Origin of the sequence: Acidovorax sp. LjRoot74, assembly GCF_964254355.1 — a bacterium.
Taxonomy (GTDB): domain Bacteria; phylum Pseudomonadota; class Gammaproteobacteria; order Burkholderiales; family Burkholderiaceae_C; genus Acidovorax.
In genome coordinates this window covers 2,983,790-3,008,866 of record NZ_CAXUTI020000001.1, presented here as the reverse complement: position 1 = coordinate 3,008,866, position 25,077 = coordinate 2,983,790, and the positions used below count along the sequence as shown (strand labels likewise).

The 25,077-nt window shown below is 67.1% G+C and carries 23 protein-coding genes; 12 read left to right on the top strand and 11 right to left on the bottom strand.

Annotated features, from left to right (window positions below; all coding sequences use genetic code 11):
* The first annotated feature begins 53 nt into the window (after positions 1 to 53).
* The 3 genes from rlmB to ACSQ3O_RS14095 all read left to right on the top strand — a co-directional run bounded on the left by rlmB (position 54) and on the right by ACSQ3O_RS14095 (position 3,026).
* A complete protein-coding gene (gene rlmB, locus ACSQ3O_RS14105) occupies positions 54 to 800 on the top strand; it encodes a 23S rRNA (guanosine(2251)-2'-O)-methyltransferase RlmB (RefSeq protein ID WP_137745586.1) in 747 nt (248 codons plus the stop codon).
* A 150-nt stretch (positions 801 to 950) separates the two neighbouring features.
* Positions 951 to 1,688 (top strand): SIR2 family NAD-dependent protein deacylase, encoded by a 738-nt coding sequence (locus tag ACSQ3O_RS14100; RefSeq protein WP_436139342.1) that lies wholly within the window; start codon positions 951 to 953, stop codon positions 1,686 to 1,688.
* 171 nt (positions 1,689 to 1,859) lie between these two features.
* Positions 1,860 to 3,026: an ABC transporter substrate-binding protein gene (locus ACSQ3O_RS14095; RefSeq protein WP_137745585.1), complete on the top strand. Its 1,167-nt coding sequence runs from the start codon at positions 1,860 to 1,862 to the stop codon at positions 3,024 to 3,026.
* A gap of 24 nt (positions 3,027 to 3,050) precedes the next feature.
* On the opposite strand, the gene ACSQ3O_RS14090 is transcribed toward ACSQ3O_RS14095, so the two are convergent.
* Both ACSQ3O_RS14090 and ACSQ3O_RS14085 read right to left on the bottom strand, forming a co-directional pair.
* Positions 3,051 to 3,647, bottom strand: a complete 597-nt coding sequence (locus ACSQ3O_RS14090) for a chromate transporter (protein WP_298450515.1) — start codon at positions 3,645 to 3,647, stop codon at positions 3,051 to 3,053.
* Positions 3,644 to 4,243: a chromate transporter gene (locus tag ACSQ3O_RS14085; protein ID WP_436139341.1), complete on the bottom strand. Its 600-nt coding sequence runs from the start codon at positions 4,241 to 4,243 to the stop codon at positions 3,644 to 3,646. The genes ACSQ3O_RS14090 and ACSQ3O_RS14085 overlap by 4 nt, the downstream gene beginning before the upstream one ends.
* Before the next feature lie 300 nt (positions 4,244 to 4,543).
* On the opposite strand from ACSQ3O_RS14085, the gene ACSQ3O_RS14080 reads away from it, so the two are divergent.
* Complete coding sequence (locus ACSQ3O_RS14080) at positions 4,544 to 5,398, top strand: fumarylacetoacetate hydrolase family protein (RefSeq protein WP_436139340.1); 855 nt, start codon at positions 4,544 to 4,546, stop codon at positions 5,396 to 5,398.
* A 30-nt stretch (positions 5,399 to 5,428) separates the two neighbouring features.
* Here ACSQ3O_RS14080 and ACSQ3O_RS14075 read toward each other — a convergent pair whose 3' ends face one another.
* Together ACSQ3O_RS14075 and ACSQ3O_RS14070 are read right to left on the bottom strand one after the other, a co-directional pair.
* Positions 5,429 to 5,716 (bottom strand): DUF6150 family protein, encoded by a 288-nt coding sequence (locus ACSQ3O_RS14075; protein WP_436139339.1) that lies wholly within the window; start codon positions 5,714 to 5,716, stop codon positions 5,429 to 5,431.
* Positions 5,717 to 5,929: 213 nt separating this feature from the next.
* Positions 5,930 to 6,553 carry a hypothetical protein gene (locus tag ACSQ3O_RS14070; RefSeq protein ID WP_436139338.1) on the bottom strand — a complete coding sequence of 208 codons (624 nt, stop codon included), beginning with the start codon at positions 6,551 to 6,553 and terminating at the stop codon, positions 5,930 to 5,932.
* Between the two features lie 174 nt (positions 6,554 to 6,727).
* Between ACSQ3O_RS14070 and ACSQ3O_RS14065 the strand changes: the two genes are divergently transcribed.
* Positions 6,728 to 8,122: a Fic family protein gene (locus ACSQ3O_RS14065; RefSeq protein WP_436139337.1), complete on the top strand. Its 1,395-nt coding sequence runs from the start codon at positions 6,728 to 6,730 to the stop codon at positions 8,120 to 8,122.
* Here the strand turns inward: ACSQ3O_RS14065 and ACSQ3O_RS14060 are convergent.
* A complete protein-coding gene (locus ACSQ3O_RS14060; protein ID WP_436139336.1) occupies positions 8,119 to 9,150 on the bottom strand; it encodes an aldo/keto reductase in 1,032 nt (343 codons plus the stop codon). The genes ACSQ3O_RS14065 and ACSQ3O_RS14060 overlap by 4 nt on opposite strands.
* Positions 9,151 to 9,317: 167 nt before the next feature.
* Here ACSQ3O_RS14060 and ACSQ3O_RS14055 point away from each other — a divergent pair, with 167 nt between their 5' ends.
* A complete protein-coding gene (locus tag ACSQ3O_RS14055) occupies positions 9,318 to 10,220 on the top strand; it encodes a LysR family transcriptional regulator (protein ID WP_436139335.1) in 903 nt (300 codons plus the stop codon).
* Positions 10,221 to 10,412: 192 nt separating this feature from the next.
* Here ACSQ3O_RS14055 and ACSQ3O_RS14050 read toward each other — a convergent pair whose 3' ends face one another.
* Positions 10,413 to 11,366: a LysR substrate-binding domain-containing protein gene (locus tag ACSQ3O_RS14050; protein ID WP_436139334.1), complete on the bottom strand. Its 954-nt coding sequence runs from the start codon at positions 11,364 to 11,366 to the stop codon at positions 10,413 to 10,415.
* A gap of 93 nt (positions 11,367 to 11,459) precedes the next feature.
* On the opposite strand from ACSQ3O_RS14050, the gene ACSQ3O_RS14045 reads away from it, so the two are divergent.
* From ACSQ3O_RS14045 to ACSQ3O_RS14030, 4 genes are read left to right on the top strand one after another with little or no spacing between them, the layout of a single operon-like run.
* Positions 11,460 to 12,824 carry a D-serine ammonia-lyase gene (locus ACSQ3O_RS14045; RefSeq protein WP_436139333.1) on the top strand — a complete coding sequence of 455 codons (1,365 nt, stop codon included), beginning with the start codon at positions 11,460 to 11,462 and terminating at the stop codon, positions 12,822 to 12,824.
* Between the two features lie 55 nt (positions 12,825 to 12,879).
* Positions 12,880 to 13,866, top strand: a complete 987-nt coding sequence (locus tag ACSQ3O_RS14040) for a Bug family tripartite tricarboxylate transporter substrate binding protein (RefSeq protein WP_436139332.1) — start codon at positions 12,880 to 12,882, stop codon at positions 13,864 to 13,866.
* Positions 13,867 to 13,900: 34 nt separating this feature from the next.
* Entirely contained in the window at positions 13,901 to 15,463 is a 1,563-nt protein-coding gene (locus ACSQ3O_RS14035; RefSeq protein ID WP_436139331.1) for an amidase, read from the top strand.
* Between the two features lie 16 nt (positions 15,464 to 15,479).
* Positions 15,480 to 16,625: an NAD(P)/FAD-dependent oxidoreductase gene (locus tag ACSQ3O_RS14030; protein ID WP_436139330.1), complete on the top strand. Its 1,146-nt coding sequence runs from the start codon at positions 15,480 to 15,482 to the stop codon at positions 16,623 to 16,625.
* A 26-nt stretch (positions 16,626 to 16,651) separates the two neighbouring features.
* On the opposite strand, the gene ACSQ3O_RS14025 is transcribed toward ACSQ3O_RS14030, so the two are convergent.
* Positions 16,652 to 16,867 (bottom strand): YjfB family protein, encoded by a 216-nt coding sequence (locus ACSQ3O_RS14025; RefSeq protein ID WP_094286290.1) that lies wholly within the window; start codon positions 16,865 to 16,867, stop codon positions 16,652 to 16,654.
* A gap of 84 nt (positions 16,868 to 16,951) precedes the next feature.
* On the bottom strand, positions 16,952 to 17,545 hold the full coding sequence (locus tag ACSQ3O_RS14020) for an IMPACT family protein (RefSeq protein WP_436139329.1): 594 nt from the start codon (positions 17,543 to 17,545) through the stop codon (positions 16,952 to 16,954).
* A 207-nt stretch (positions 17,546 to 17,752) separates the two neighbouring features.
* On the opposite strand from ACSQ3O_RS14020, the gene ACSQ3O_RS14015 reads away from it, so the two are divergent.
* The gene (locus tag ACSQ3O_RS14015) at positions 17,753 to 17,944 is read left to right on the top strand and encodes a hypothetical protein (RefSeq protein ID WP_436139328.1); all 192 of its coding nucleotides are present in this window, start codon (positions 17,753 to 17,755) and stop codon (positions 17,942 to 17,944) included.
* 85 nt (positions 17,945 to 18,029) lie between these two features.
* On the opposite strand, the gene ACSQ3O_RS14010 is transcribed toward ACSQ3O_RS14015, so the two are convergent.
* Both ACSQ3O_RS14010 and ACSQ3O_RS14005 read right to left on the bottom strand, forming a co-directional pair.
* Positions 18,030 to 18,578, bottom strand: coding sequence for a GNAT family N-acetyltransferase (locus ACSQ3O_RS14010; protein WP_137745570.1), 549 nt, complete (start codon positions 18,576 to 18,578; stop codon positions 18,030 to 18,032).
* Between the two features lie 47 nt (positions 18,579 to 18,625).
* A complete protein-coding gene (locus tag ACSQ3O_RS14005; RefSeq protein WP_436139327.1) occupies positions 18,626 to 19,588 on the bottom strand; it encodes a bifunctional helix-turn-helix transcriptional regulator/GNAT family N-acetyltransferase in 963 nt (320 codons plus the stop codon).
* Positions 19,589 to 19,779: 191 nt separating this feature from the next.
* On the opposite strand from ACSQ3O_RS14005, the gene ACSQ3O_RS14000 reads away from it, so the two are divergent.
* Positions 19,780 to 22,281, top strand: a complete 2,502-nt coding sequence (locus ACSQ3O_RS14000) for a YgiQ family radical SAM protein (protein ID WP_436139326.1) — start codon at positions 19,780 to 19,782, stop codon at positions 22,279 to 22,281.
* A 64-nt stretch (positions 22,282 to 22,345) separates the two neighbouring features.
* On the opposite strand, the gene ACSQ3O_RS13995 is transcribed toward ACSQ3O_RS14000, so the two are convergent.
* Positions 22,346 to 24,859 carry an EAL domain-containing protein gene (locus ACSQ3O_RS13995; protein WP_436139325.1) on the bottom strand — a complete coding sequence of 838 codons (2,514 nt, stop codon included), beginning with the start codon at positions 24,857 to 24,859 and terminating at the stop codon, positions 22,346 to 22,348.
* Between the last annotated feature and the right edge of the window lie 218 nt (positions 24,860 to 25,077).

Here is a 25,077-nt window from a genome sequence, read left to right as displayed (position 1 = left end):
TTAAATCCATAGTGCGGTGATGGGTGGCCTTGCGGCCAGCGGATAATCCCTGCATGTCCAGCCCCAAAGTTCTCTTCGGCTTTCACGCCGTGGGCGTGCGTCTGAAGACCGCGCCAAAGTCCATCATCGAGATTTATTACGAAGCCACGCGGCGCGACGCCCGCATGCGCCAGTTTCTCGACCGCGCCCGCGAGGCCGGTGCCCGCCTCATCGAAGCCGACAGCGTGCGCATTGCCAAGCTGGCCGGCAGCCACGGCCACCAGGGCGTGGCCGCGCGGGTGGAGCCCGTGAAGATTGCCACCTCACTGGATGAGCTGCTGGAAGACCTGGAAGCCGCGGGCATCGAACAGCCCCTGCTGCTGGTGCTCGACGGCGTGACCGACCCCCACAACCTGGGCGCCTGCCTGCGTGTGGCCGATGGCGCGGGCGCGCATGCCGTCATCGCCCCCAAGGACCACGCCGTGGGCATCAACGCCACCGTGGCCAAGGTGGCCAGCGGCGCAGCCGAGACCATGCCGTACTTCATGGTCACCAACCTCGCGCGCACCCTGAACGAACTCAAGGAGCGCAACATCTGGTGCATCGGCACCAGCGACGATGCGCCCAAGACCATCTACCAGGTAGACCTGAAAGGCCCCGTGGCCCTGGTGCTGGGCGCCGAGGGCGACGGCATGCGCCAGCTCACACGCAAGACCTGCGACGAGCTGGTCAGCATCCCCATGAAGGGTGCCGTGGAAAGCCTGAACGTGTCGGTGGCCAGTGGCGTGTGCCTGTACGAGGCCCTGCGCCAGAGATCTTGACCCCCCTGAGTCGCTTCGCGCCTTCCCCCCGAGGGGACGCCCCCAGCGCGGCGGGGCGGCCCTTGCGCGGGGGCACTGGTCTGGGCACGCGCCAGTTTCGTGCGCTGCTGGTTGAATGACGCGCAGCAAGAAGAAGTTGAGGCCCAGCTCTTGGACGCACAGATTCTGCAAACTGTCCGCGCCTGGGTCCAGCAGGCGCGACACATCGCCGTGCTCACCGGCGCAGGCGTGAGCGCCGAATCGGGCGTGCCCACCTTCCGCGACGCGCAGACCGGCTACTGGGCGCAGTTCCGCCCCGAAGACATGGCCACCGAGGCGGGCTTCCGCGCCCATCCCCAGCGCGTGTGGGACTGGTACCAGTACCGGCGCGACCTGCTCGCCGATGTCGTACCCAACGCCGGGCACCATGCGCTGGCCCGTTTTGCGCAGCAGCACCCGGGCAGGCTCACCCTCATCACCCAGAACGTGGACGGCTTGCACCAGCGCGCAGGCAGCCCCGGTGTGTTGTGCCTGCACGGCGACATCGTTAGCAACCGCTGGCTCGACACCCCCCGCCCGTGCTGCCACCTCGACCATGCCGTGGCCGGGCGCCCACCCCACTGCGACCGCTGTGGCAACCTGGTGCGCCCTGGGGTGGTGTGGTTTGGCGAGGCGTTGCCTCGGGCCACGCTCGAAGCGGCGCAGAACGCCGCTGCGCAGTGTGAGCTGATGCTGGTGGTGGGCACGGCCGGCGCGGTCTACCCCGCAGCAGGCCTGGCACACCAGGCGCGGGCAGCGGGCGCCCAGGTGGTGGTGCTGAACCCCGCCCCCAGCGAGTTGGACGGCGCCGCACACGCGTTGCTGCGCGGCACGGCTGCCAGCTTGTTGCCGCAACTGCTAGGCTGCTGAGTAGCTCAGCAGAGGATACAAGGGCCCCGCTGCGGGCCCGGGCTTGCCCAGCCTGCTCGGTGAAAACCCCCGGTTTCATCCCCGTGTGGCGCCTTTTGTCGCGCAGCGGACAGCCCGGTGGCGCAGCGGCCGGTAGCCTGCGCCACCTTTGTTTTATCCGCCCTGCACACCATGAGCCGTCGTCAATTTCTGCTGCGCGCCACCCAGGCTGTCGCTGCCACCGGTCTGCCCACCTGGGCCCACCACGCCCTGGCCGCTGAAGAAGCGCTGACCGCCCGCTCCATCACCCTGGGCTGCTCCATCGCGCTCACCGGCCCGCTGGGTCAGGCCGGCATCGAGCAGCTGGCAGGCATGAAGGCAGCGTTTGCCGAAGTGAATGCCGCAGGCGGCGTGCATGGCCGCGAGATCCGAGTGGATGCCAAGGACGACGGCTACGTGGCCGCGCGCACGCTCAAGAACGTGACCGAAATGATCGAGGCGCAGTCGATGTTTGCGCTCATCTCGCCCCTGGGTACGGCCAACACCGCCTCCATCCTGCCGCTCGTCGAGTCCAAGGGCATCCCCACCGTGGGGCCCGTCACGGGCGCCACCTCGCTGCGCGTGCCTGGCAACAAGCATGTGTTCTTCCTGCGCCCCACCTACCGCGAAGAAACCCAGCGCCTGGTCAAGCAGATCGTGGACATGGGCCTCAAGCGCATTGCCGTGGTGTATCTGGACAACCCCTTCGGCAAGGAAGTGCTCAAGGACATGTCTGCGGCGCTTGATGAAATCAAGGTCGAACGCGGTGGCGAGTTCGCGCTGGCCGTGGACGGCAAGAACGGCGCCGAGCTGGCTGACAAGGTGGCTGCCGAGCGCCCCGGCGCTGTGCTGCTGGCCACCACGGGCACGGCCAACACGGCCTTTGTGCAGGCCTTCCGCGCCAAGGCCCAGGGCGTGCCGCTGGCGGGCCTGTCGGTCACGGTGATCTCGTCCGAGTTGCCCAAGCTGGCTGCGTCCACACGCGGCCTGGCGCTGGTGCAGGTGTTCCCCGATGCCAACTCGCAAAAGTCGGTGGTGGTGCGCAAGTTCCAGAGCACCATGAAGGCCACCGGCGGCGACGCTGCCTACCTCAACAGCGGCAGCGCGCTCGAAGGCTGGCTCAATGCCCAGATCATGATTGAGGGCCTGAAAAACGCAGGCAAGGAACCCACCCGCGAGCGCCTGCGCGCAGGTCTGGCCAGCATCCGCGCACTGTCGTTTGGCGATTTCAACGTGGGCTTTGGCAACAAGGCGCCGTACATCGGTTCGGACGCCATTTACCTGGCGGTGTACGCGGAGCACGGGCGCCGGATCAGCTGACCTGGCGTGGGGGTTTTTTGTCGGCTACACCCAGCCCAAAGCCCCCAGCACCGCCCCCGCGCCCAGCATCCACAGCAGGTGCAGCTTGGTGCGCCACACCAGCAGCACGGTGGCGCCGCTCAGCAACCACAGGGGCCAGGCCTCGGCGGGGCCGCCGTGGGCGCGGGCCAGCACCCACGAGGTGGCCAGCAGCAGGCCGATGACCACCGGGGCCATGCCCTGCTTGAAGGCGCGCACGCCCCGGCGTTCGCGGTTGCGGTGGCCCCAGCGGGTGGCCAGCCAGGTGAGCAGGCTGCTGGGCAGCATCACGCCCAGCATGCACACCGCCATGCCCAGGGCGCCCAGCAGCCAGCCCGCCATGCCGGGGCCGCCCGCGTTGATGCCCACGTTCCAGCCCAGCAGGGCGATGAACAGCACGTTGGGGCCGGGGGCGGCCTGGGCGATGGCGATGGAGGCGTTGAACTGCGGGTCGGTGAGCCAGGCCTGGCGCTCGACCAGGAAGCGGTGCATGTCGGGCGCGGTGGCAATGGCGCCGCCCACGGCCAGCAACGACAGCGACATGTAGTACAGAAAGAGGTTCAGCCAGTCCATCGGGCTGAGCACGAGGGCGGTGCTGGTCATGGCGCGAGCTTCCTCCAGGTCAGCAGGCAGGCCGCGCCGCCGATCACCGGCAGGATCCACCAGAGTGGCCAGCGCAGCACCACCATGGCCACGATGGTCAGCGCCGTGAAGGCCACACACAGGGCGCGGCCCAGCGGGTGGTTCTTGATGGAGGCGAAGAGCTTGATGCCCACGCCCGCAATCAGCCCGGCTGCCACGGCGCCCATGCCCCGCAGCGCACCGGCCACGGCCGGGTGGCTGGCAAATTGGGCATAGACCACGGCCAGGGCCAGCACCAGGATCAACGGGAAGGTCAGCATGCCCGCCAGCGCCGCGAATGCGCCACGCAGGCCAAAGTAACGGTCGCCGATCATGATGCTGAGGTTGACCACGTTGGGGCCCGGCATGATCTGCGCCACGGCCCAGTCTTCGACGAACTCTTCGTTGGTCATCCAGCGTTTTTTCTCGACCAGCTCGCGCTGCACTACGGCCAGCACGCCGCCAAAGCCTTGCAGGGCCAGCCAGGTGAAGGACCAGAACAGGTCGGCCGGGTTGCGCGGCTGGGGCCGGGCAGGGGACTCGGTGGGCAGGGAGGTCGGGTTGGCAGCGGTGGCCATGGCGAATAGGGCTAAAAATGGCCGTTACCGCGCATCTGTATTGCGGTATCAGCTATCAAGTCAGGAGTAATGGATGCGGCAGCCATGCGTTTGGCAGCCCGTGTGCGATGTTACGCGTGCCGAGCGCCGCCCGCGGGTGGAGGGGCCGCTGCAGGCGTCGTGTTGTGGCAAGGCGGGCGCTGCGATTTGCGGCCGCGCACGGGCCCACGGGCCGCTATGCTGCGTGATGGGCGCAGCGGGCCGCTTTTTGGTCTCTGCCGCTGCCGTTGTCCCTCTACCGACCCACAAGGACTCCCCGCCATGAAACTCATCCGCTACGGCCAGCCCGGCGCCGAGCGCCCCGGCCTGCTGGACGCCTCCGGTACGCTGCGCGACCTGTCGATGTTGCTGCCCGACATCGGCCCGGCCCAGCTCAACCCGCGCACCCTGTCTGCCCTGGCCGCTATCGACGCCAGCCGCCTGCCGCCCGTCTATGGCTCGCCGCGCTTGGGCAGCCCGGTGGGCGGCGTGGGCAAAATCGTGTGTGTGGGGCTGAACTACGCCGACCATGCGCGCGAGGCCGGCCTGCAGCCGCCCGCCGAGCCCGTGCTTTTCATGAAAGCCGTGACGGCGCTGAGCGGCCCCCACGACGATGTGCGCATCCCTGCCGGTGCGGTCAAGACCGACTGGGAGGTGGAGCTGGGCATCGTCATCGGCACCCGCGCGCGCAATGTGGCCAAGGCGCAGGCGCTGGAGCATGTGGCGGGCTATGTGCTGGCCAACGATGTGTCCGAGCGCGCCTGGCAGATGGAGCGCGGCGGCCAGTGGGACAAGGGCAAGAGCCACGACACCTTTGCGCCCATCGGCCCCTGGCTGGTGACGGCCGACGAGGTGGGCGACCCGCATGCCATCGACCTGTGGCTGGAGGTGAACGGCCGCCGCGTGCAGAACGGCAGCACCCGCAACTTCATTTTTGATGTGCCCACGGTGGTGTCATACATCAGCGAGTTCATGACGCTGGAGCCGGGCGATGTGATCCTGACCGGCACCCCCGCTGGCGTGGGTCTGGGTCAGAAGCCTGCGCCCTGGTTCCTGAAGCCCGGCGATGTGATGCGCCTGGGGGCCACCGGCCTGGGCGAGCAGGTGCAGAAGTGCGTGGGGAGTGAGCTGAGCTGACCTGGCCGCCGAGGTTGGTTGCTGGCCCGGTTACTTGCCCAGCCTGCCGATCAGCAAGTGGTCCTTGGTGTTCCAGCCCGCCTCCTCGGGCGTGGCCACCTTGAAGATCTTGAGGTCCGCGAGGCTGGCGTGCTTGACGCGCAAGACCTTGAAGGTGGCCTGGTTCGCATAGGCCACCATGAACCAGATCGCGTCGCCGCTGGCCTGTGCGGGGTAGTGCACTTCGTGCCAGCACAGGTCGGCCTGGCTCTTGTGGGCCACCTCGCACACGCGGGCATCGGCCTGGTGCTCGTACTTCACTTCCAGGATCTTGGCCATGGGCGTCCTTTGCTGGGGTTCAGGGGAATCCGGTGGTTTGCCGGTTTGGCAAACCCTGCAGCCGCAGTATCCGGGCTGGGCCGAGAGGGCGGCGCGCTGACCGTACGGTGTGCTGGGGATTTCAACAAAAAACCCGGTTTGCGCGCTATGGTCATGGGCTGATAGCTACTGATTTCGAAGCGGTGCGGTTGTGTCCCAGCGCCACCCGCCCCATCAGTCCTCCACCTGCAGCGACTCCACCCACACCAGCTCGCAGGCGCGCGCGCCCGAATCGCTGCGGGTGAGCGAACTGGTCCAGCGCCAGCCGCTTGCGTGGCTCACCTCCACCAGCTTGCCGGTGATGCGCACAAACTGCCCCTTGCGGACCTTCGCCAGTGCGCGCTCCACCGTGGCGTCGGCCGCAATCATGTGCATGTTGGCGGACGACTCGATGATCTCCTGCAGCGGGATGGGCGGCTGGTCGCGCCAGGAGTAGCGGTACCAGCGCCCGCCCTGGGAAATGTTGAGCGGCCCATACACCGCCGGGTCGGCCATGCGTTGCCAGCCCAGCGCCAGGTCGGTGCGCGACAGGTCGGCCTCCCGGCCCAGTACATAGTCCTCCCGAGACAGTACCCGCGCCCGCACGGCAAAGTTCGCCAGTGGCTTGATCTCATACCCCTGCCGCACAAACGGCGCGTCGCGCGTGGCCGTCTGCACGGGGCTTTCGGCCAACGGCTGCTGGGCGGTGCTCACCGGACTGCGCAGCCGCTGGTCGGCCCGGTGCACCCGCAGCTTCTCGATGGCAAAAAAAGCGATCAGCAGCGCGATGGCGATCTTGAGGACGGTGGAGAGGCTCATGGTGCGGTGGGCCGGGCGGAGTGCGTGGTGGCACCGGATTGTGCGCAGAAGCAGTGGGGGCGCTCAAGGATAGGGTTGCCGTGGTTTGATGTCGCGATCTTGTTTTTAATGTCGCAAAAACGTTATTGCGACGCCAAACGATGTTTTAATGTCGCAAAATTGTATTGCGACATTATGGCCAAACCCATTCCCCACGATGCCTACGACGCGGTTCTGGCGGCCGTGGCGCAAGTTGCGGCGGGTGCTGACATCCAGCACATCGAATCCCAACTGCCCGATGCCCCCACGCGGCGCACCGTACAGCGCTGGCTCAACGACCTGGTAGAGCAGGGGCGTTTGCGCAAAGAAGGCCGGGCGCGTGCCACGCGGTACCTGCTGCCAATGCGGGCCATCGAGGGTGCAGCAGCCCTGGCTGGAGTCACTTCCACAGGGCACATAGAAGTCTCTTTGCCTCTTTCGCAAGAGGCCAGGAGCATTGAAGACGCGGTGCGGCAGCCCGTGCAGCACCGCACCCCTGTGGGGTATCAGCGCCGGTTTCTCGACAGCTATCGACCCAACACCACGTACTATTTGCCCGGGCCTTTGCGTGAGGAGCTGCGAGCGCAAGGCCAGGTGGCGGCGCACAACGAACCGGCCGGCACCTACGCACGCAGCATCGCGCACCGGTTACTGATCGACCTGTCGTGGAACTCCAGCCGGTTGGAGGGCAACACCTACTCGCTGCTCGAAACCGAGCGCCTCTTGTCCATGGGCGAGGCCGCCGAAGGCAAGGGGGCGCTGGATGCCCAGATGATCCTCAACCACAAGGCTGCGATCGAGTTTCTGATTGCCTCTGCGCCCGACATCGGCTTTAACCGCTACACCCTGCTCAATCTGCACGCGCTGCTGTCAGACAACCTGCTGCCCGACCCGGCCGCCAGTGGCCGCCTGCGCACTGTGGCGGTGGGCATCGGGCAGGCAGTGTTCTTGCCGCTGGAGGGGCCGCAGTTGATTGCCGAGTGTTTTGCCCAGGTGCTGGACACTGCCGCCGCCATTCAAGACCCCTTGGAGCAGGCGTTTTTTGCGATGGTGCATTTGCCCTATCTGCAGCCTTTTGAAGATGTGAACAAGCGGGTCTCCCGCCTGGCCGCCAACATTCCCTTCATTCAGCACAACCTGTGTCCGCTGTCGTTCGTGGACGTGCCGCCGACGGTATACATCAGCGCCATGCTTGGTGTGTATGAACTCAACCGGGTGGAACTGCTGCGCGATGTTTTTGCCTGGGCCTACAAGCGATCTTGCGCACGCTACTCGGCGGTGCGCCAATCGTTGGGGGAGCCAGATCCGTTTCGCTTACGGTACCGCGAGCAGATTTTTGACACCGTGGCCGAGGTGGTGCGTGCCGCACTGGGCAAAGAGCGCGCCATTGCCTTCGTGGCGCAGCAAGCACAACTGCATGTGCCTGCAGTTGATCGCCATCACTTTGTGGAAGTGGCCGAGACCGAGCTGATGAGCTTGCATGAAGGCAACATGGCCCGGTATCGGTTGCGCCCCAGCGAGTTCGAAGCCTGGCGCCTTGGGTGGCGCTAAGAGCCCTCAATCCCTACCCAGCCCGCCTCTGTGTAGCGGGCACCCGCCACCTGGCCAGGGGCGAACAACACGTCGAGCGCATCCATCACCCCGGCAGGCAGTGTGGCTTGGGTCGCTGCCAAGTTCTGCTGCAGGTGCTGGCTGCGCCGGGTGCCGGGGATGGGCAGCACATGCGGATGGCGGTGGAGCATCCAGGCCAGCGCCAGCGTGGTCACAGGCAGGCCTGCGGACTGTGCCAGTTGCGCGAGGCCCTGCTGCAGGCTGCGGTTGGCCTGGCCTTCGGCGCCGTTGAAGCGTGGCAGCGCCCGCCGGAAGTCGTCGGGGGCCAGCGCATCTACCACGGGCGGCTGGTCGGTCAGGAAGGCCCGGCCGAGCGGGCTGTAGGCCACAAAGGCAATCCCGAGCGCCTGGGCCGTGGGCAGCACCGCCTGCTCGGCGCCACGCTCCCACAGCGAATATTCGCTTTGCACGGCCGCCACCGGGTGCAGTGCGTGGGCGGTGCGCAGGGTCTCTGCATTAACTTCCGACAGGCCCACGGCCGCAATCTTGCCCGCGCGCACCAGGTCCCCCAGGGCACCCATCAGGTCTTCGAGCGGCACGGCGGGATCGCGGCGGTGGCAGTAGTACAGGTCGATGCGCTCCACGCCTAGGCGCTGAAGCGAAGCATCGCAGGCCTGGCGGATGTAGGTGGGCGAGTTGTCGATGCGCCGCTCATAGCGGCCGGGCTCGCGCACGATGCCGAACTTGGTGGCCACCGTGACCTGCGCGCGCTGGCTGGGGGAGAGTTCGCGCAGAAAGCGGCCTAGCAGGGATTCGTTGTGGCCAAACCCATAGGCGTCAGCCGTGTCGAAATGGTTCACGCCCAGGCCATGCGCCATGTGCAGTGTGGCCAGTGATTGCGCATCGTCGGTCTGCCCGTAGAACTCGCTCATGCCCATGCAGCCCAGCCCCAGCGGGTGGACCTGGCGCTGCCCGAGCGGGCGTGGCTGTGGGGGCGTGTTGCTAGGGGTATTGTTTGGTTCGGCCATATGGTTCCTTCGGATAGTGACAAGGGCTTCCAGCAAAGACGCCGATGTTCTTCCTATGAAAATCCCTCCACAAGTGTCTTGGAGGTGCATGCACTGTCCGGTGAAGCCGCACAATGACCCCGCCATGGGGGCCCTGGCTAACCCGTGCCTGTGGAACAATCCGCCCCATGCCTGCACCCCCAGACCTCCAGCACCTGCGCGCCTTCATGGCCGTGGCCGAGTGGCGCAGCTTTCGGCGTGCGGCCCGGGCGCTGAACCTGTCGCCATCGTCGATAAGCCAGGCGGTGCGCACATTGGAAGATCGGCTGGGCGTGCCCCTGCTGCAGCGCAGTACGCGCAGCGTGGCCATGACCCAGGCGGGCACCCAGCTGCGGGCCCAGCTCGCGCCCGTGATGCTGGGGCTCGACGGCGCGCTGGCCGAGGCGGCCCAGTGGGGCCAGGAGGTGCGCGGGCACCTGCGGCTCAACGTGCCTCGCAGCGCCGCCGACCTGCTGCTGGGCCCGTTGCTGGGCGGCTTCTTGAAGGCCCACCCCGGCGTGGCGCTGGAGGTGTGCACCCAGGACGGATTGGTGGACATCGTGCGCGAGGGGTTTGATGCGGGTATCCGCTTCCCGGAGGCCCTGCCGCAGGACATGGTGGCCGTGCCCATCGGGCCGCCACAGCGGTTTGCCGTGGTGGCGGCCCCCGCTTTGGCCACCGCCCAGGGCGTGCCCGAGACCCCACACGACCTGCTGCAGCGGCCCTGCGTGCGCCAGCGCTTCCCCAGCGGAGCGTTGTACCGCTGGCAGTTTGTACCGCCGGGCGAAGGAGCCCAGGCGTTCGACCTGGCCGTGGAAGGCCCGCTCACCGTGGACGACCAGCGCCTGGCCCTGCGCGCCGCGCTGGGGGGCGCAGGCTGGGCCTATGTGTACGAGGCCATGGCCCAGCCCCACCTGCGCGCTGGCCATCTGGTCCAGGCCCTGGCCGACTGGTGCCCGGCCGAGCCCGGCTTTGCGCTGTACTACCCGGGCCGCCACCAGGTCAGCCCGGCGCTGCGCGCCTTGATCGATTGGCTGCGGGGGCAGGTGTAGGGCAGCAGCACAGGCTGGGTGGTTTGCGCTGACGGGCTCGCCTGCAAATCAATGCAACGGGATTGTCAAAAAAGATAGCTGCTTGCGCTTGGTGGACGGGCGTTAAGGGCTATTTTGAGACGCACTTTCATGGTTCTGTGCGAATGTCTGTGGAGATGTCTGGCAGATCGATGGAGCACCTGCTCCGCGCCGCTAAGCCACGGGCGGAAGAACCTGCGCCCGCTCCTCGCAAAACCGCCGCGCCTCTTCCCCCAACCACTCCCGTACCAGCTCCATCGCCGGGCTGGGGTGCGTGGTGGTCACAAACGAATACGCAGCCCGCGACGGCACGCTGCGCCCTAGCAGCGGCACCAGGCGCCCAGCCTTCACATCCTGCAGCACCAGCGCGGCACGGCCCATGGCGATGCCCTGGCCTGCGAGCGCGGCGCCCAGGGCGAGTTGCGACAGGTTGAATTGCTGGCCGCCCGCCCAGGGTGGGGGCGTGGCGCCCCTTTGCGCAAACCAGTGTTGCCATTCCTCATAGGTGTCGGCGCCATCCCAGGCGCTGCCGTCGTGCAGCAGCCAGTCGCCGTGCAGATCCTCGGGCGTGGTGATGGGTGGGAGCCGGGCCAGGAACTCGGGGCTGGCCACGGGGATGAGCCATTCGTCCAGGAACACGGTGGCGTTCAGGTCGCGGTAGCCGCCCAGGTCAAAGCGCACGGCGGCCTCCACGCCGTCGCGCACCATGCGGGTGCGGTCCAGGGTGTGGAACTCGCCAAACACGCGCAGCCCGGTGTGCGGGTGCTGGCGAAAGAAGTCGCCCAGCCGGGGGGTGAGCCAGCTCATGGCGAACGAGGGCGAGCAGCTCAGCGTGGCGGTGGCGGCCTCGGCCGGCTGGCGCATCTGGGCCAGGGTGCTTTCGATGGCGTCAAAACTCTCGCGCAGCACCACCGCCAGCCATTTGCCCTCGGGCGTGGGCACCAGGGCGCGCGGGGTGCGCAAAAACAGCGGGCGGCGCAACCAGTCTTCGAGCTGCTTGACCTGCTGGCTCACGGCGCCCTGGGTGATGCACAGCTCGGCCGCCGCTTTGGTGAAGCTGCCGTGGCGGGCGGCTGCATCAAAACTGCGAAGCCAGGCGAGCAAGGAAGGGGAGAGGCGAATGTTCATTATTAATACTAATGCTTTGCTCAATATAAATGGCTTGTGACAGGCGCGTGACGGGCGAAGAATGTGGGCAAGACATACCGAGATGAATGCGCCATGACACTTGCCGAACCTTCAACCACTGTGGATGCCCTGCTGGCCGCACGCCTGCGAAACGCCCAGCCTGCCTTGTGGAGCAACCCGGCCCGGCAGGCGAGGCCTGCCGCAGCGCCGTCAGCACTAGGGAGAACCATTAGTCTGGATGATACGAAAGCGGCGACTGAGCGCTTGGCACGTTTTGCCGGACTGCTGGCGGATGTGTTCCCCGAGCTGGCCGCAACAGGTGGCGTGGTGGAGTCGCCCCTGCTGCCCGCTACGGCGCTGCAGCCCGCGCTGGGCATGGCCGAGGGGCAAGGCCGCCTGTTCATCAAGGCCGACCACAGCCTGCCCGTGGCAGGCTCCATCAAGGCCCGGGGCGGAATGCACGAGGTGCTGGAGTTTGCCGAGGGGCTGGCGCTGCAGCATGGGCTGGTGCAGCCCGGCGGTGACTACCGTGCGCTGGCGACGCCGCAGGCGCGCGAGGTGTTGGGCCGCTACCAGGTGGCGGTGGGCTCCACGGGCAATCTGGGCATGAGCATTGGCGTGGTGGCGTCGGCCCTGGGCTTCCAGGCCACGGTGCACATGTCGGCCGATGCCAAGGAATGGAAGAAAGACCGCCTGCGCCAGCGTGGTGTGTTGGTGGTGGAACACACGGGCGACTACGAGCGTGCCGTGGCCGCAGGCCGTGCCGAGGCGGCCAGCAACCCGCTGTGCCACTTTGTGGACGACGAGCAATCGTTCTCGCTGCTGCTGGGCTACAGCGCGGCGGCGCTGCATCTGCAAAAGCAGCTGGCCGAGCAGGGCGTGGCGGTGGATGCCGAGCACCCGCTCATCGTCTACCTGCCGTGTGGTGTGGGCGGCGCGCCTGCGGGCATCACCTTTGGCCTGCGGCAGGTGCTGGGGCCGCATGTGCACTGCTTTTTTGCGGAGCCGGTGCAGTCGCCTTGCTTCATGGTGCAAATGATGGCCGATGCAACGCAAGGTGTGGGGCAGCACCCCTCGGTCTATGACTGGGGCCTGACCAACCGCACCGAGGCCGACGGCCTGGCCGTGCCGCGAGCATCCCTGCTGGCGGCCGAGCTGATGCGGCCGCTGCTGTCGGGCGTGTTCACCGTGGCCGACGACACCCTGTTTGCGCATCTGGTGCGGGTGCTGGATGCCCTGGGCGAGCGCATCGAGCCTTCGGCCGCCGCTGGCTTCAGCGGCCCGGCCATGTTGACCGGCACCACCGCCGGGCAGGCCTGGCTGCGCAGCACGGGTATCGACGCCGTGTTGCACCAGGCCACCCACCTGGTGTGGACCACGGGCGGCCTGCTGGTGCCCGATGCGCAGTACCAGGGCTTTGTGCAGCGCGGGCGGGCCGTGCTGGCTGCGCAGGCCTGATTGCTGAGCACTTTCTTCTCTCTTTTTTCTTTTCACTTTTGTCTGGAGCCACGCCATGAACCGCAAGCAACTGCTTTTGTCTGCCGCCGTCTGTGCCGCCCTGGGGGCCGTTGCATGGGCCCCGGCCATGGCGCAGGAGGCCGCCTTCCCCTCTAAGCCGATCACGCTGGTGATTCCGTTCCCGCCCGGTGGCGCCACCGACGTGCTGGGCCGCCTCATTGGCAAAAAGCTGGGCGACAAGCTGGGCCAGAGCGTGGTGATCGACAATCGCGCAGGGGCGGGCACGGTGATTGGTGCAACGTCGGTGGCGCGGGCGGCACCCGATGGCTACACGCTGCTGATGAGTTCGGGCACCACCTTCACCGTCAACCCGGCAGTGCGCGCCAAGCTGCCTTACGACCCGGTCAAGAGCTTTGATCCCATTGGCATCACCGGCCGCACGGGCTTGATCCTGCTGGCTAACAAGGATGTGCCTGCCAACGACCTGAAGCAGTTTGTGGCCCTGGTGAAGGCGGCTCCCGACAAGTATTCGTATGGCTCGTTCGGCACAGGCACCACCTCGCAGTTTGCGGGCGAGATGTTCTTCCACGCGGCGGGTCTGAAGATTCAGCATGTGCCCTACAAGGGCAGTGCGCCCGCCATGACCGACCTGCTCGGCGGGCAGATTCCGTTCACTGTCGATACCGTGTCGGCCGCGCTGCCGCAGCTCAAGGACGGCAAGATCAAGGCCATTGCGGTGACATCCGGAAAACGCTCGGCTCTGCTGCCCAAGGTGCCCACGCTGGCCGAGAGCGGCTACCCGGGCCTGGAGATGGACACCTGGCTGGCCATGGTGGCGCCGCGTGGGCTGCCGCCGGCCGTGAAGGCGCGGCTGGAGCTGGCGCTGGCCCAGGTGGTGTCAGACCCCGAAACGCGTGACAAGATGATCGCCGTGGGGTTCGAGCCGTCCTATGCTTCGTCCAAGGTGTTGGCCGAGCTGATTGACAAGGAGTTGCCGCTGATGCGCGCTATTGCACAGCGTGCCGCCATCACTGCAGACTGAACCCGTGGGACCAGAACAAGGAGACAAGCCCGAGATGACCACCACAACCCCCCAAGCCCTGGTTGAGCTGATGGCCAACGAACTGCGCCACCGCATTGGCACACGCGAGATTTCGCCGGTGGAGCTGCTCGACGCCTGCATTGAACGCATCGAGGCCGTGAACCCGCATGTGAATGCCGTCACCGCCACCTGCTACGACCGCGCCCGCACCGAGGCCAAGGCGGCCGAGCAGGCGGTGCTGCGCGGCGAGCCACTGGGCCTGCTGCATGGCCTGCCCATGGGCGTGAAGGACCTGGAGGCCACGGCGGGCCTGCTGACCACCTATGGCTCGCAGATCTACCGCGAGCACATCCCGGCCGAGGACAACGTGCTGGTGGCGCGCCTGCGCGCTGCGGGCGCCATCGTCGCGGGCAAGACCAACATCCCCGAGATGGGCGCGGGCGCCAATTCGCGCAACACCGTGTGGGGTGCCACGGGCAATCCGTTCAACCCCAACCTGAACGCCGGGGGCTCGTCGGGCGGCTCGGCCGCTGCGCTGGCGTGCGACATGCTGCCGGTGTGCACGGGCTCGGACACGGGCGGGTCGCTGCGCATTCCGGCGTCCATTTGTGGCGTGGTGGGCTTTCGGCCCTCGCCCGGCGTGGTGCCCAGCTCGCGCAAGCTGCTGGGCTGGACGCCGATTTCGGTGGTGGGCCCCATGGGCCGCACGGTGGAAGAGGCCTGCCTGCAACTGGCCGCATCGGCGGGCATGTCGCCCGGCGACCCGCTGAGCTACCCGCTGGACCCGATGAGTTTCTTGCTGCCTGAAACCGTGGACCTGAGCCGCCTGCGCGTGGCCACCACCGAAGACTTTGGCGCCTGTGCTGTGGACAACGGCATCCGCGCCGTGTTCCGCAACAAGGTGCAGGCCATGAAGCACCTGTTTGCCCGTTGCGACGCCATCGACATCGACTTGGGCGATGTGCACCGCTGCTTTGACGTGCTGCGCGCCGAGGCCTTTGTGGCCAGCACGCGCGAGGCCTATGAGCGCGACCCCGCCAGCCTGGGCCCCAACACCCGCGCCAACTACGAAATGGGCGCCGCCATGACGCTGCTGGACAGCGCTTGGGCGCAGGCCGAGCAGACGCGCATCCTGGCGCGGTTCCAGAAGTTGTACGAGGACTACGACGTCATCCTCGCACCCACCACGCCCGTGTCGCCCTTTGCCTGGACCGAACTGTTCGCCAGCCACATCAACGGCGAGCCGCAGGCCAACTACTACCGCTGGCTGGCACTGACCTATGTGACCACGCTCACCACCCACCCGGCACTCAGCCTGCCCTGCGGGCTGGACGACGCTGGCATGCCGTTTGGCCTGCAGATCGTGGGCCGCTTCCGTGCCGACCGGCACACGCTGGGCGTAGGGCATGCGCTGGAGCAGGCGTTCAAGGGCATTGCAGGGCTGGCACGGCCCCGGCCCGACATTGCCAAGCTGGTGCAGACGCGCGCCGAGCCTGCGCTGACCTCCATCGTGACTGTGGCGCCGGACCCCCGCGACGCCCGCACCCTGCCGCGCGATGACCGTGCGGCATCGGCCGCGCAGGTGTCAGCCGTTTGAAAAGGAGTCGCCGACCATGCAAACCGTAGACACCATCGTGATTGGCGCGGGCATTGCCGGGGCCTCCGTGGCCTGGCAACTGGTGCAGCCCGGTGCCGCCGGGCAGGGCGCCAGCGTGCTGCTGCTGGAGCGTGAATCGCAGCCGGGTTATCACACCACCGGCCGCTCGGCTGCGCTGTATATGGCGACCTATGGCACGCCCAACATCCAGGCGCTCACCCGGGCCAGCCGAGCGTTCTACGATGCGCCGCCGCCCGAGTTTGGCGCCGACCCCATCCTCTCGCCCCGGGGCGTGGTCTATGTGGCCGGGCCGGATCAGCTGGACTTACTCAAGCAAACCTACGACGAGGCGCACGCCACCTCGCCCAATGTGCAGTGGGTGGAGCGGGCCGAACTGCTGGCAATGCTGCCCTGCCTCAAACCCGAAGCGGTGGCCGCAGGCATGAGCGAGCCCGAGGCGGCCGATATTGACGTGAACGCCCTGCACCAGGGCTACCTGCGTGGCCTGCGCCAGCGCGGCGGCCAGGTGCTGACCCACGCCGAGGTCACGGCCGTGCGCCGCGACGGCACTGTGTGGCAGGTGACGCTGGCCGACGGGCGGGTGTTTGCCGCCCCCACCATCGTCAACGCTGCTGGCGCCTGGGCCGATGTGGTGGCGGGCCTGGCAGGCGTGCCGCCGATCCGGCTGGAGCCCCGCCGCCGCACGGCGTTCACCTTCCCGGTGCCCGAGGGCATGGACGCCACCCACTGGCCTGCGGTGATCGGCATCGACGAAAGTTTTTACTTCAAGCCCGATGCGGGGCAACTGCTGGGCTCCCCGGCCAATGCCGACCCCACACATCCGCACGATGTGGTGCCCGAGGAGCTGGATGTGGCCACCGGGATTTATCACATCGAGGAAATGACCCGCTTCCAGATCCGCCGCCCGTCGCACACCTGGGCTGGGCTGCGCTCGTTTGTGCCGGATGGCGACATGGTGATTGGCTGGGACAACCATGTGCCCGGCTTCTTCTGGCTGGCCGGGCAGGGCGGGTATGGGATTCAGAGCGCGGCGGGCGCCTCTTTGCTGGCGCGGCAGCTGTTGCGGGGCGAGCCGCTGGCCGAAGAGTTGGTGCGCGAGGGCGTGGGGGTGGAAGGGCTGTCGCCTGCGCGTTTGCGCTGAGCCGCGCGGGCGGGGTGAATCGCCCTTCAGGCGAACGTATTGACGTTGGTGCCCAGCGTGCCGCTGGTGGCCAGCTGGGGTTGGGGCATGGACTGCTGCATGGCATCCAGCATGGTGGCGGCCGATACGGCTTGCATGTCCAGCGCTTTTTTCAGCACCACCATGTTCAGCGCATCCGACGTCTTGGCGCTGGCCAGGTTGGTGGCGGTGCTGACGATGCTGTTGGCGAGGGCGACGTCCATGGCGATTCCTTGGGGTAATGGCCGTTTATCGGCATCCCGGCAGCGGGCTTGAGGGGTGTTACATCTCCGGCAGGGAGGTTGGGGTCAGGCCGGGTTGTCCGTCCAGCCCACCCGGCCCTGGCCGCCATCGTTGATGCGCTGCACAAAAATGCTTGCCTGCGCCTCGGGCAGACGGATCTGCAGCTGCACCAGCGTGCCATGCTGCACCTCCAGCAGCTCAGCGTCGGCCGATTCGACCTCGCGCCGCACAAAGCCTTCCAGCGCATAGGGCACCAGGCACTGCAAGGTGGCCATGCGCTGCAGCGTGACCTTCGGGGCCGTGAGCAGGGCCTGGGCAATGCTGTCGGTGTAGGCGCGCACCAGGCCGCCCGCACCCAGCTTGACCCCGCCAAAGTAGCGCACCACCGTGGCCAGCACGCCTTCCAGGTCCTGGTGGCGCAGCACATCCAGCATAGGGCGGCCAGCGGTGCCGCCGGGCTCGCCGTCGTCCACCGCCGCCGACTGGCCGCCAGCCAGCAGCGCCCAGCAGATGTGGGCGGCGCTGGGGTGTTGCTTCCAGAGGGCATCGACGGCGGCCTGGGCGCTGGCGCGGTCGGCCATGGGTTGCACGCAGCCGATGAAGCGGCTTTTCTTGATGATGAGTTCGCTGTGCGCGGGTGCGGCCAGAGTCTGGGGCATGGGGCAGCGAGTGTACGGCGTGTGTTGTGTGACGAATGTCACGCTGGGTGTCCTCATGGCGCCGTGGGATCGACGCCGATGCCCCGGGTGTGCGTTCTGTCACACGCCAGCGCGGCGTGCATTCCTACACTGCCCAGCTGTTGTGGTGGCCTACGCTGATGCTACGTTTTTGAAAGCACCAGGCCCACCCGAAAAAAAGGAACTGCCATGTTTGCCACCCCGTTCTCTGCCCCCGTGCCTCCCCGTTTTGCCAGCCAGGTGTTTGGCCGGTTCATGTCGCGGTCTGCCCCGGCCGACACCAACAAGCCCATGGTGGCACCTGTGGTGAACGAACCGGTGCAGGAAGAAGACGACTTCCCCGACCTGGCCCAGCGCGTGCGGGAAGTCGGCGAGTGGTAAGCGGTGCTGGGCCCTGTCCCGGTTTTGCCACCGATGGCCCTCCTGGGGGCCATTGCCGCTTCTTGGGGCCTGTTTGCCTGCTTCGTCAGCCGCCGCCCGTGCCGCTGTCGCCTGGCTGGTCCACCAGACTGCGTGCCATGAGCACGCTGGTGTAGTTGGTCAGTGGCCGCCAGTCGCATTCGCCCACCACCTCGTAGCCCCAGGATTCATACATCGCGATCAAGGCTGCGGCAGGCTGGGCCGTATCCAGCGCCAGGGTGCGGGCCCCTGTCTGTTTGGCAAACGCGGTGGCATAGGCGTGCAATTGTTTACCATAGCCCCGGCCCTTGGCCTGGGGGCTGATGCAGAACTGGCACAGCGACCAGACCGTGGGGTCGCGGTACAGCGCTACGGTGGAATCCGGCTGGGGTGGCCGCAAGGTGGCTGTGCCCACATACTCGCCAGCCTCCAGCATCACCAGGCCGGTGCCCGATGCAAACCGCTTGGCCGTGTCTTCCACCGACTGGTGGGTGCCCCAGTAGCGCAGGCCCAGCCGGGCGTGGGGGGCGTAGGCGGCGTGGATGAGCGCCGTCAGGCGCTCCAAATCATCCTCGGGCGTGACCTGGCGGATGGTGGGGCGGGGGTTGGGAGTCATGGTGGCGGCCTGGTGGGGTGTGCGGTGCCTGCGCGTCATTGCTTTAGCTACAACTTCAGCTCCCAGGTTTCTCCCACCAGCTGCTGGCCAAAGCCGTCGTAGGGCTCGGACTTGGTCAGGCGGAAGCCGCGCTGGGCATAGATGCCCCGTGCGGCGGTCAGGCAGCTGTTGGTCCACAGCACCATCTTCTTGTAGCCCTTGGCGCGCGCAAAAGCAAGGCATTCGTCGGTCAGCCGTGCGCCCAGGCCCAGCCCGCGTGCCTTGGGGGCCAGGATCAGCATGCGCAACTGCGCCGTGGTGGGGGATTTGCGCACCACAAACACCGCGCCCACGCGCTCGCCGTCCAGCTCCGCTATCCAGGCCTTTTCCCAGTCGGGCTGGAACTTGCGCAAGAACTGCGCGGCAATGTCGGCCACCAGCGCCTCGAAGCGGCTGTCCCAGCCGTACTCGCGCCAGTAGATCTCGCCATGCTGCTGCACCACCCAGCCCATGTCGCCGGGCACGGGGTCGCGCAGCACGGCCATGCGGGTGGGCGTTGCTGCGCTTGACGCCGGGTCCAGCAGGGTTTCGATGCGCTCCATGGCGTTCACCACCTCTTGCTGGCGCGCAGGGGGCAGGGGGGCGAGCAGGGCGGTGGCCTCGTCGCGCGAGCGCTGCTGCAGCGGCTCGAACACTGCGCGCCCGGCCGCCGTGAGGGCCAGCACACTTTGCCGCGCGTCCTGCGCGCTGGTGCTACGGCTGATCCACCCCGCCTGCTCGAACCTGCGCAGGATGCGGCTCATGTAGCCGCCGTCCAGCCCCAGCTCCCGCGCCAGTTCGCTGGCCACGGGGGCCTCGCGGTGGGCCAGTTCATAGAGCACGCGCACGTCGGTGAGCGAAAGATCGCTGCCCAGGTACGGGTCCAGCACACCAATGCGGCGGGTGAAGAAGCGGTTGAAGCGGCGCACAGCTTTCACGGCGTTTGCGGGCACGGAGGCGGAGGCCGAGGGGGGCGGTGAGATATTGCTCATGAATGCCTTTGTCAGTTAATTAATTGACAAAAGCAAGTATATGCTTGATGGCCATCAAGCCTGTAACAGTGAGGGGCAAGTGCTGCAAAGGCGACAAAAACCGTCCGCCAACGTAAAATTGCGGGTTATCCACCACAGACGCGCCCCACGAAGGCCCCCATCGCACCGGGGGCGGCCGCGACCCCCTTTGCATGAACGCCCCCGTTGACGTCTCCTTTTTTGCGCGCGCCGCAAAGCCCTTGACCAGCTACCGTCCGTACTGGGCCAAGCGCTTTGGCACGGCCCCGTTCCTGCCGATGAGCCGCGCGGAGATGGAGAAACTGGGCTGGGACAGCTGCGACATCATCCTGGTCACAGGCGATGCCTATGTGGACCACCCGAGCTTCGGCATGGCCGTGATCGGCCGCACGCTGGAGGCCCAGGGCTTCCGCGTGGGCATCATTGCCCAGCCCGACTGGCAAAGCGCCGAGCCCTTCAAGGCGCTGGGCAAGCCCAACCTGTTCTGGGGCGTGACGGCGGGCAACATGGATTCGATGATCAACCGGTACACCGCCGACCGGAAGATCCGCAGCGACGACGCCTACACCCCCGGCGACGTGGGCGGCAAGCGCCCCGACCGCGCGGCCATCGTCTACAGCCAGCGCTGCCGCGAGGCGTTCAAGGATGTGCCAATCATCCTGGGTGGCATCGAAGGCAGCCTGCGCCGCATCGCGCACTACGACTACTGGAGCGATAAGGTGCGCCGCTCCATCGTGGTGGACAGCAAGTGCGACCTGCTGCTTTATGGCAACGCCGAGCGTGCGCTGGTCGAGGTGGCCCACCGCATTGCTGCGCGCGAGCCGGTGGAGCAAATCACCGACGTGCGCGGCACGGCCTTTGTGCGCCGGCCCGACGATGAAAGCGGCAAGGGCTGGTTCGAGATCGACTCCACCACGGTGGACGAGCCCGGCCGTGTGGAAGCGCACATCAACCCCTACATGACCACCAGCGAGCAGGCCGCCGCCCAGGGCAGCACCTGCAGCAAGGAGGATGCTCCTGATTCTGTAGCTGAAAAGGCAGCTGGGACAGGCGGAGGCGGCCAAAAAAGCCCCGAAAAATCTGAGCCCAACCCCGCGATCCAGCCCATGCTGTTCGTGGCCAACCCGGCGCTCAAGGCCAAGCTCAAGGTACCGCCGCGCGACAAGAGCGTGATCCGCCTGCCCAGCTACGAGCAGGTGAAAAGTGACCCGGTGCTGTATGCCCACGCCAACCGCGTGCTGCACCTGGAGACCAACCCCGGCAACGCGCGCGCGCTGGTGCAGGCGCACGGCGAGGGCGTGACCGCCCGCGACGTGTGGATCAACCCGCCGCCCATCCCGCTCACCACGGCCGAGATGGACCATGTGTTCGATCTGCACTACGCCCGTGGCCCACACCCCAGCTACGCCGACGAGAACGGCAGCCACGACCACGGCACCAAGATCCCCGCGTGGGAGATGATCCGCTTCTCGATCAACATCATGCGTGGCTGCTTTGGCGGCTGCACCTTCTGCTCTATCACCGAGCACGAAGGCCGGATCATCCAGAGCCGGTCCGAGGATTCGATCATTCAGGAGATCGAAGACATCCGCGACAAGGTCAAGGGCTTCACCGGCACCATCAGCGACCTGGGCGGCCCCACGGCCAACATGTACCGCCTGGGCTGCCGCTCGCCCGAGATCGAGGCCGCCTGCCGCAAGCCCAGCTGCGTGTACCCCGGCATCTGCCAGAACCTCACGACCGACCACGGTCCGCTGATCAAGATCTACCGCCGTGGCCGCGCCTTGAAGGGCATCAAGAAGATCCTGATCGGATCGGGCCTGCGCTACGACCTGGCCGTGAAGTCGCCCGAGTACGTGAAGGAGCTGGTGCAGCACCACGTGGGCGGCTACCTCAAGATTGCGCCCGAGCACACCGAGCAGGGCCCGCTCACCAAGATGATGAAGCCGGGCATCGGCAGCTATGACAAGTTCAAGCAGATGTTCGAGAAGTTCAGCGAAGAAGCGGGCAAGAAGCAGTTCCTGATCCCGTATTTCATCGCTGCGCACCCGGGCACCAGCGACGAGGACATGATGAACCTCGCCATCTGGCTCAAGAAGAATGGTTTTCGCGCCGACCAGGTGCAGACCTTCTACCCCAGCCCCATGGCCACGGCCACGGCCATGTACCACTCGGGCCGCAACACCCTGACCCGCGTGCGCCGCCAGATGCGCGACACCGCCGAAGAGTCGGTGGACATCGTGCGCGGCGAAAAGCGCCGCCGGCTGCACAAGGCCTTCCTGCGCTACCACGACCCGAACAACTGGCCGCTGCTGCGCGAAGCCCTCAAGGCCATGGGCCGTGCGGATTTGATCGGCAATGGCAAACAGCATTTGATCCCGACCTTCCAGCCGATGACCGATGGCGGCTACCAGAGCGCACGCAAGAAGAACAGCACCGCGTCCACGGGCGGCGGCGGGCTCGGCTACACCATCAACAAGGACGGCAAGGCCGTGGCCCTGCGGCCCCGCCCGCAGGAACTGAACGAACCCAAGGGCGATGTGCGTTTTCGCGGCACGGCCCCCCAGCCGGGGCGCATGCTGACCCAGCACACCGGGCTGCCACCGCGTGTGACAGGTTCTGCTGCAAAAACCAAGCCCGCTGGCAACGGCAAGGCATTCAAGAAAGCGCGCTGAGCGCCGACTTCTCGGATGCAGTGGGCTGGGTGCGTGGAACGCGCCTGGGCCTATCAAGCGCGCATCAGGCTTGGCGCTGCTGGGGGAAGGGCGCGCCGCGCGGCTGCGCGTGGCCCGGCACCGGACCGGCACCCTGCGCAGGTCCGGGCCTGGGGGCGTTGCCCAGGGCAAGATACTCCTGCAGCGGCATGGGCCGCGCCAGCGCATAGCCCTGCGCATAGTCCACGCCAATCTCCCGCAGGGCCTCCACGATCGCCTGGGATTCGACAAACTCCGCAATCGTCTGCTTGCCCATCACGTGGCCGATGTGGTGGATCATCTCCACCATCGCCCGGTTGGCGGGGTCGTGCAGCATGTCCTTCACAAAGCTGCCGTCGATCTTGAGATAGTCCACCGGCAGGTGCTTGAGGTAGTTGAAGGACGACATGCCTGCGCCAAAGTCATCGAGCGCAAAGCGGCAGCCCAGCTGCTGCAGCTCCTTCATCAGCCGCACGGCATTGGGCAGGTGGGAGATGGCGCTGGTTTCCGTGATCTCGAAACACAGCGTATGCGGGTCCACCCCCGACTCGGCGAGCGCGCTGCGGATCAGCTTGAGCAGGCTGTCGTCCCCCAGGCTGGTGCCTGACAGGTTGATGGCACAGGTGTGCACCGGCGGCTGGCCCGGCTGGGGCTGGTGCTGTGCCAGCGCCTCCAGCGTGTGGCGGATGACCCAGCGGTCGATGGAGGTCATCATTCCGTAGTGCTCGGCCGCCGGGATGAAGGCGCCGGGCGCAATCAGCTGGCCATCGTCGTCGCGCAGGCGCAGCAGCACCTCCATGTGCAGGCCACTTTCGCCGCCGGGCTGCAGGGGGGCAATCGCCTGGGCGTACAGCTGGAACTGGTTGTGCTCCAGCGCCAGGCGCAGCCGCCGCACCCAGTCCATCTCGCCCTCGCGGCGGCTCATTTCGATGTCTTCCGTCTGGTAGATGAAGACGCGGTTGCGCCCGCCTTCCTTGGCGCGGTAGCAGGCCATGTCGGCCACGCGCATGGCCTCCTGGATGGAGGTGAGTGCGGGGATGAGCTGCACCATGCCGATGGACAGCCCCGTGCGCAGCTGCTGGCCACCCCAGTTCAGCCGCAGCTCCTGCCCGGCCTGGCGCAACTGTTCGGCAATGCGCGCCGAGGGGCCGGCAGGGCAGTCCTTGAGCAGGATGCCGAACTCGTCGCCGCCCAGGCGGGCCAGTGTGTCGCCCTCGCGCAGGTGGCTTTGCAGCATGCGGCAGACCTCGCGCAGCATTTCGTCGCCCGCCTGGTGGCCGCAGGTGTCGTTGATGAGCTTGAACTGGTCCATGTCCACATACAGCAGCGAGCCCTCGCGCCCCACGGGGCGGGGTTGGGCCAGCAGGGCTTCGAGCCGGTGCTCGAACTCGCGCCGGTTCACGAGGCCCGTCAGCGCATCGTGGCTGGCCTGCCAGGACAGCTGCTCCACATAGTGCTGCTCGCGCGTCACGTCGTGCAGCACCAGCACAGCCCCGGTGAGCGCTCCCCGGTGGCGGATGGGCGAGCCCACCAGCTTGACCGGCACGATGGTCTGGTCCGGCCGCACCAGGGTGGTGTGCACGTTGCCCAGGGCTGCGCTGCTGCTGCGCAGGATGTTCTGCACCAGCGTGTCGGCCGACAGGGGCGGCGCCTCGCCGTCAAACACCAGCAGCTGCGCCAGCGGCTGGCCCGTGGCCTCCGTGGCGGGGCGGGCCAGCAGGGCCTCGGCGGCAGGGTTCATGTAGATCACCTGGCCTTGGGTGTTGGTGGTCACCACGCCGTCACCAATCGCGGTCAGGGTGGTGCGGGCCTGCTCGCGTTCGGCCTCCAGGGCCCGTTCGGCGCGGCGGCGCTGCTCCAGCAGGCCGTGGGTGTGCCACAGCGTCAGCACGATGAGCACAGCTGCCATGCCCATGTTGGTCCACATCAGCAGCAGCACGATCTGGCGCGAGCTTTCGCCCAGGGCCTCGCTGAAGTTGCGGGCGACGGGAGTGACACCGGCGTTGATCTGGTGGATGGTGTCCTGCCACCGCTGCCGCATGGCGGCGTCTGCCGTGCCGTCGGTGTTGTGCTGGTGGATGTCGTGCGACAGCTCGCGCAGCGCGTTCATGTATTCATCGCCGATGAGCCAGTGGTTTACGGGCTTTTTCACCAGGTCCAGCTGGTCGAAGTAGCGCAGCAGCCAGATCAGGCTGTCGATGTCGTCCGGGTGGTTGCCGCCGCGCAGAAAACCCTCGCGCGCCACATCCGTCTGCACCTGGCCGGGCTGCAGGGCCAGCCGGGCCGCCCGGTCGCCCAGGGGGATGTCCATGGCACGCACGAATCCCCCAAACGCCTGGGGCGAGCCATTGATCGCGTACTGGTGCAGGTGGTAGATGGCGTCCTTCTGGCCCTTGGTCCACAGGCTTTCGCCCGCCACAAAGGCGCGCACGCCGGACAAGACCTGCAGACTGGCCGTGGCGCAGGCGGCCAACAGCAGCACCATCACGATGAACGGCCAGGTGACCCGCAGGGTCAGCGGCACCGGTTTTCGCTCGACTGGCTGCTGCAACACATTCATGGATGGGTCCCCCGCCTCATGCTTCGTTGCCAGGCGCAATGGCCATGGTGATTCATGGCCAGCGCGCATTTGTTGCTTTGCTGTGCCTGCGCCTTGTGCGAGTCGCCTCTGCCCGGAAAAGGCTTCCCGGGCCCGGCTGCTGGTTGGGTGGTGCAGTGCCTGCGGGCCACTATATAGCGATCATTTGGCAGACGCATGCAAAGTTTGGCAAGCTGAGG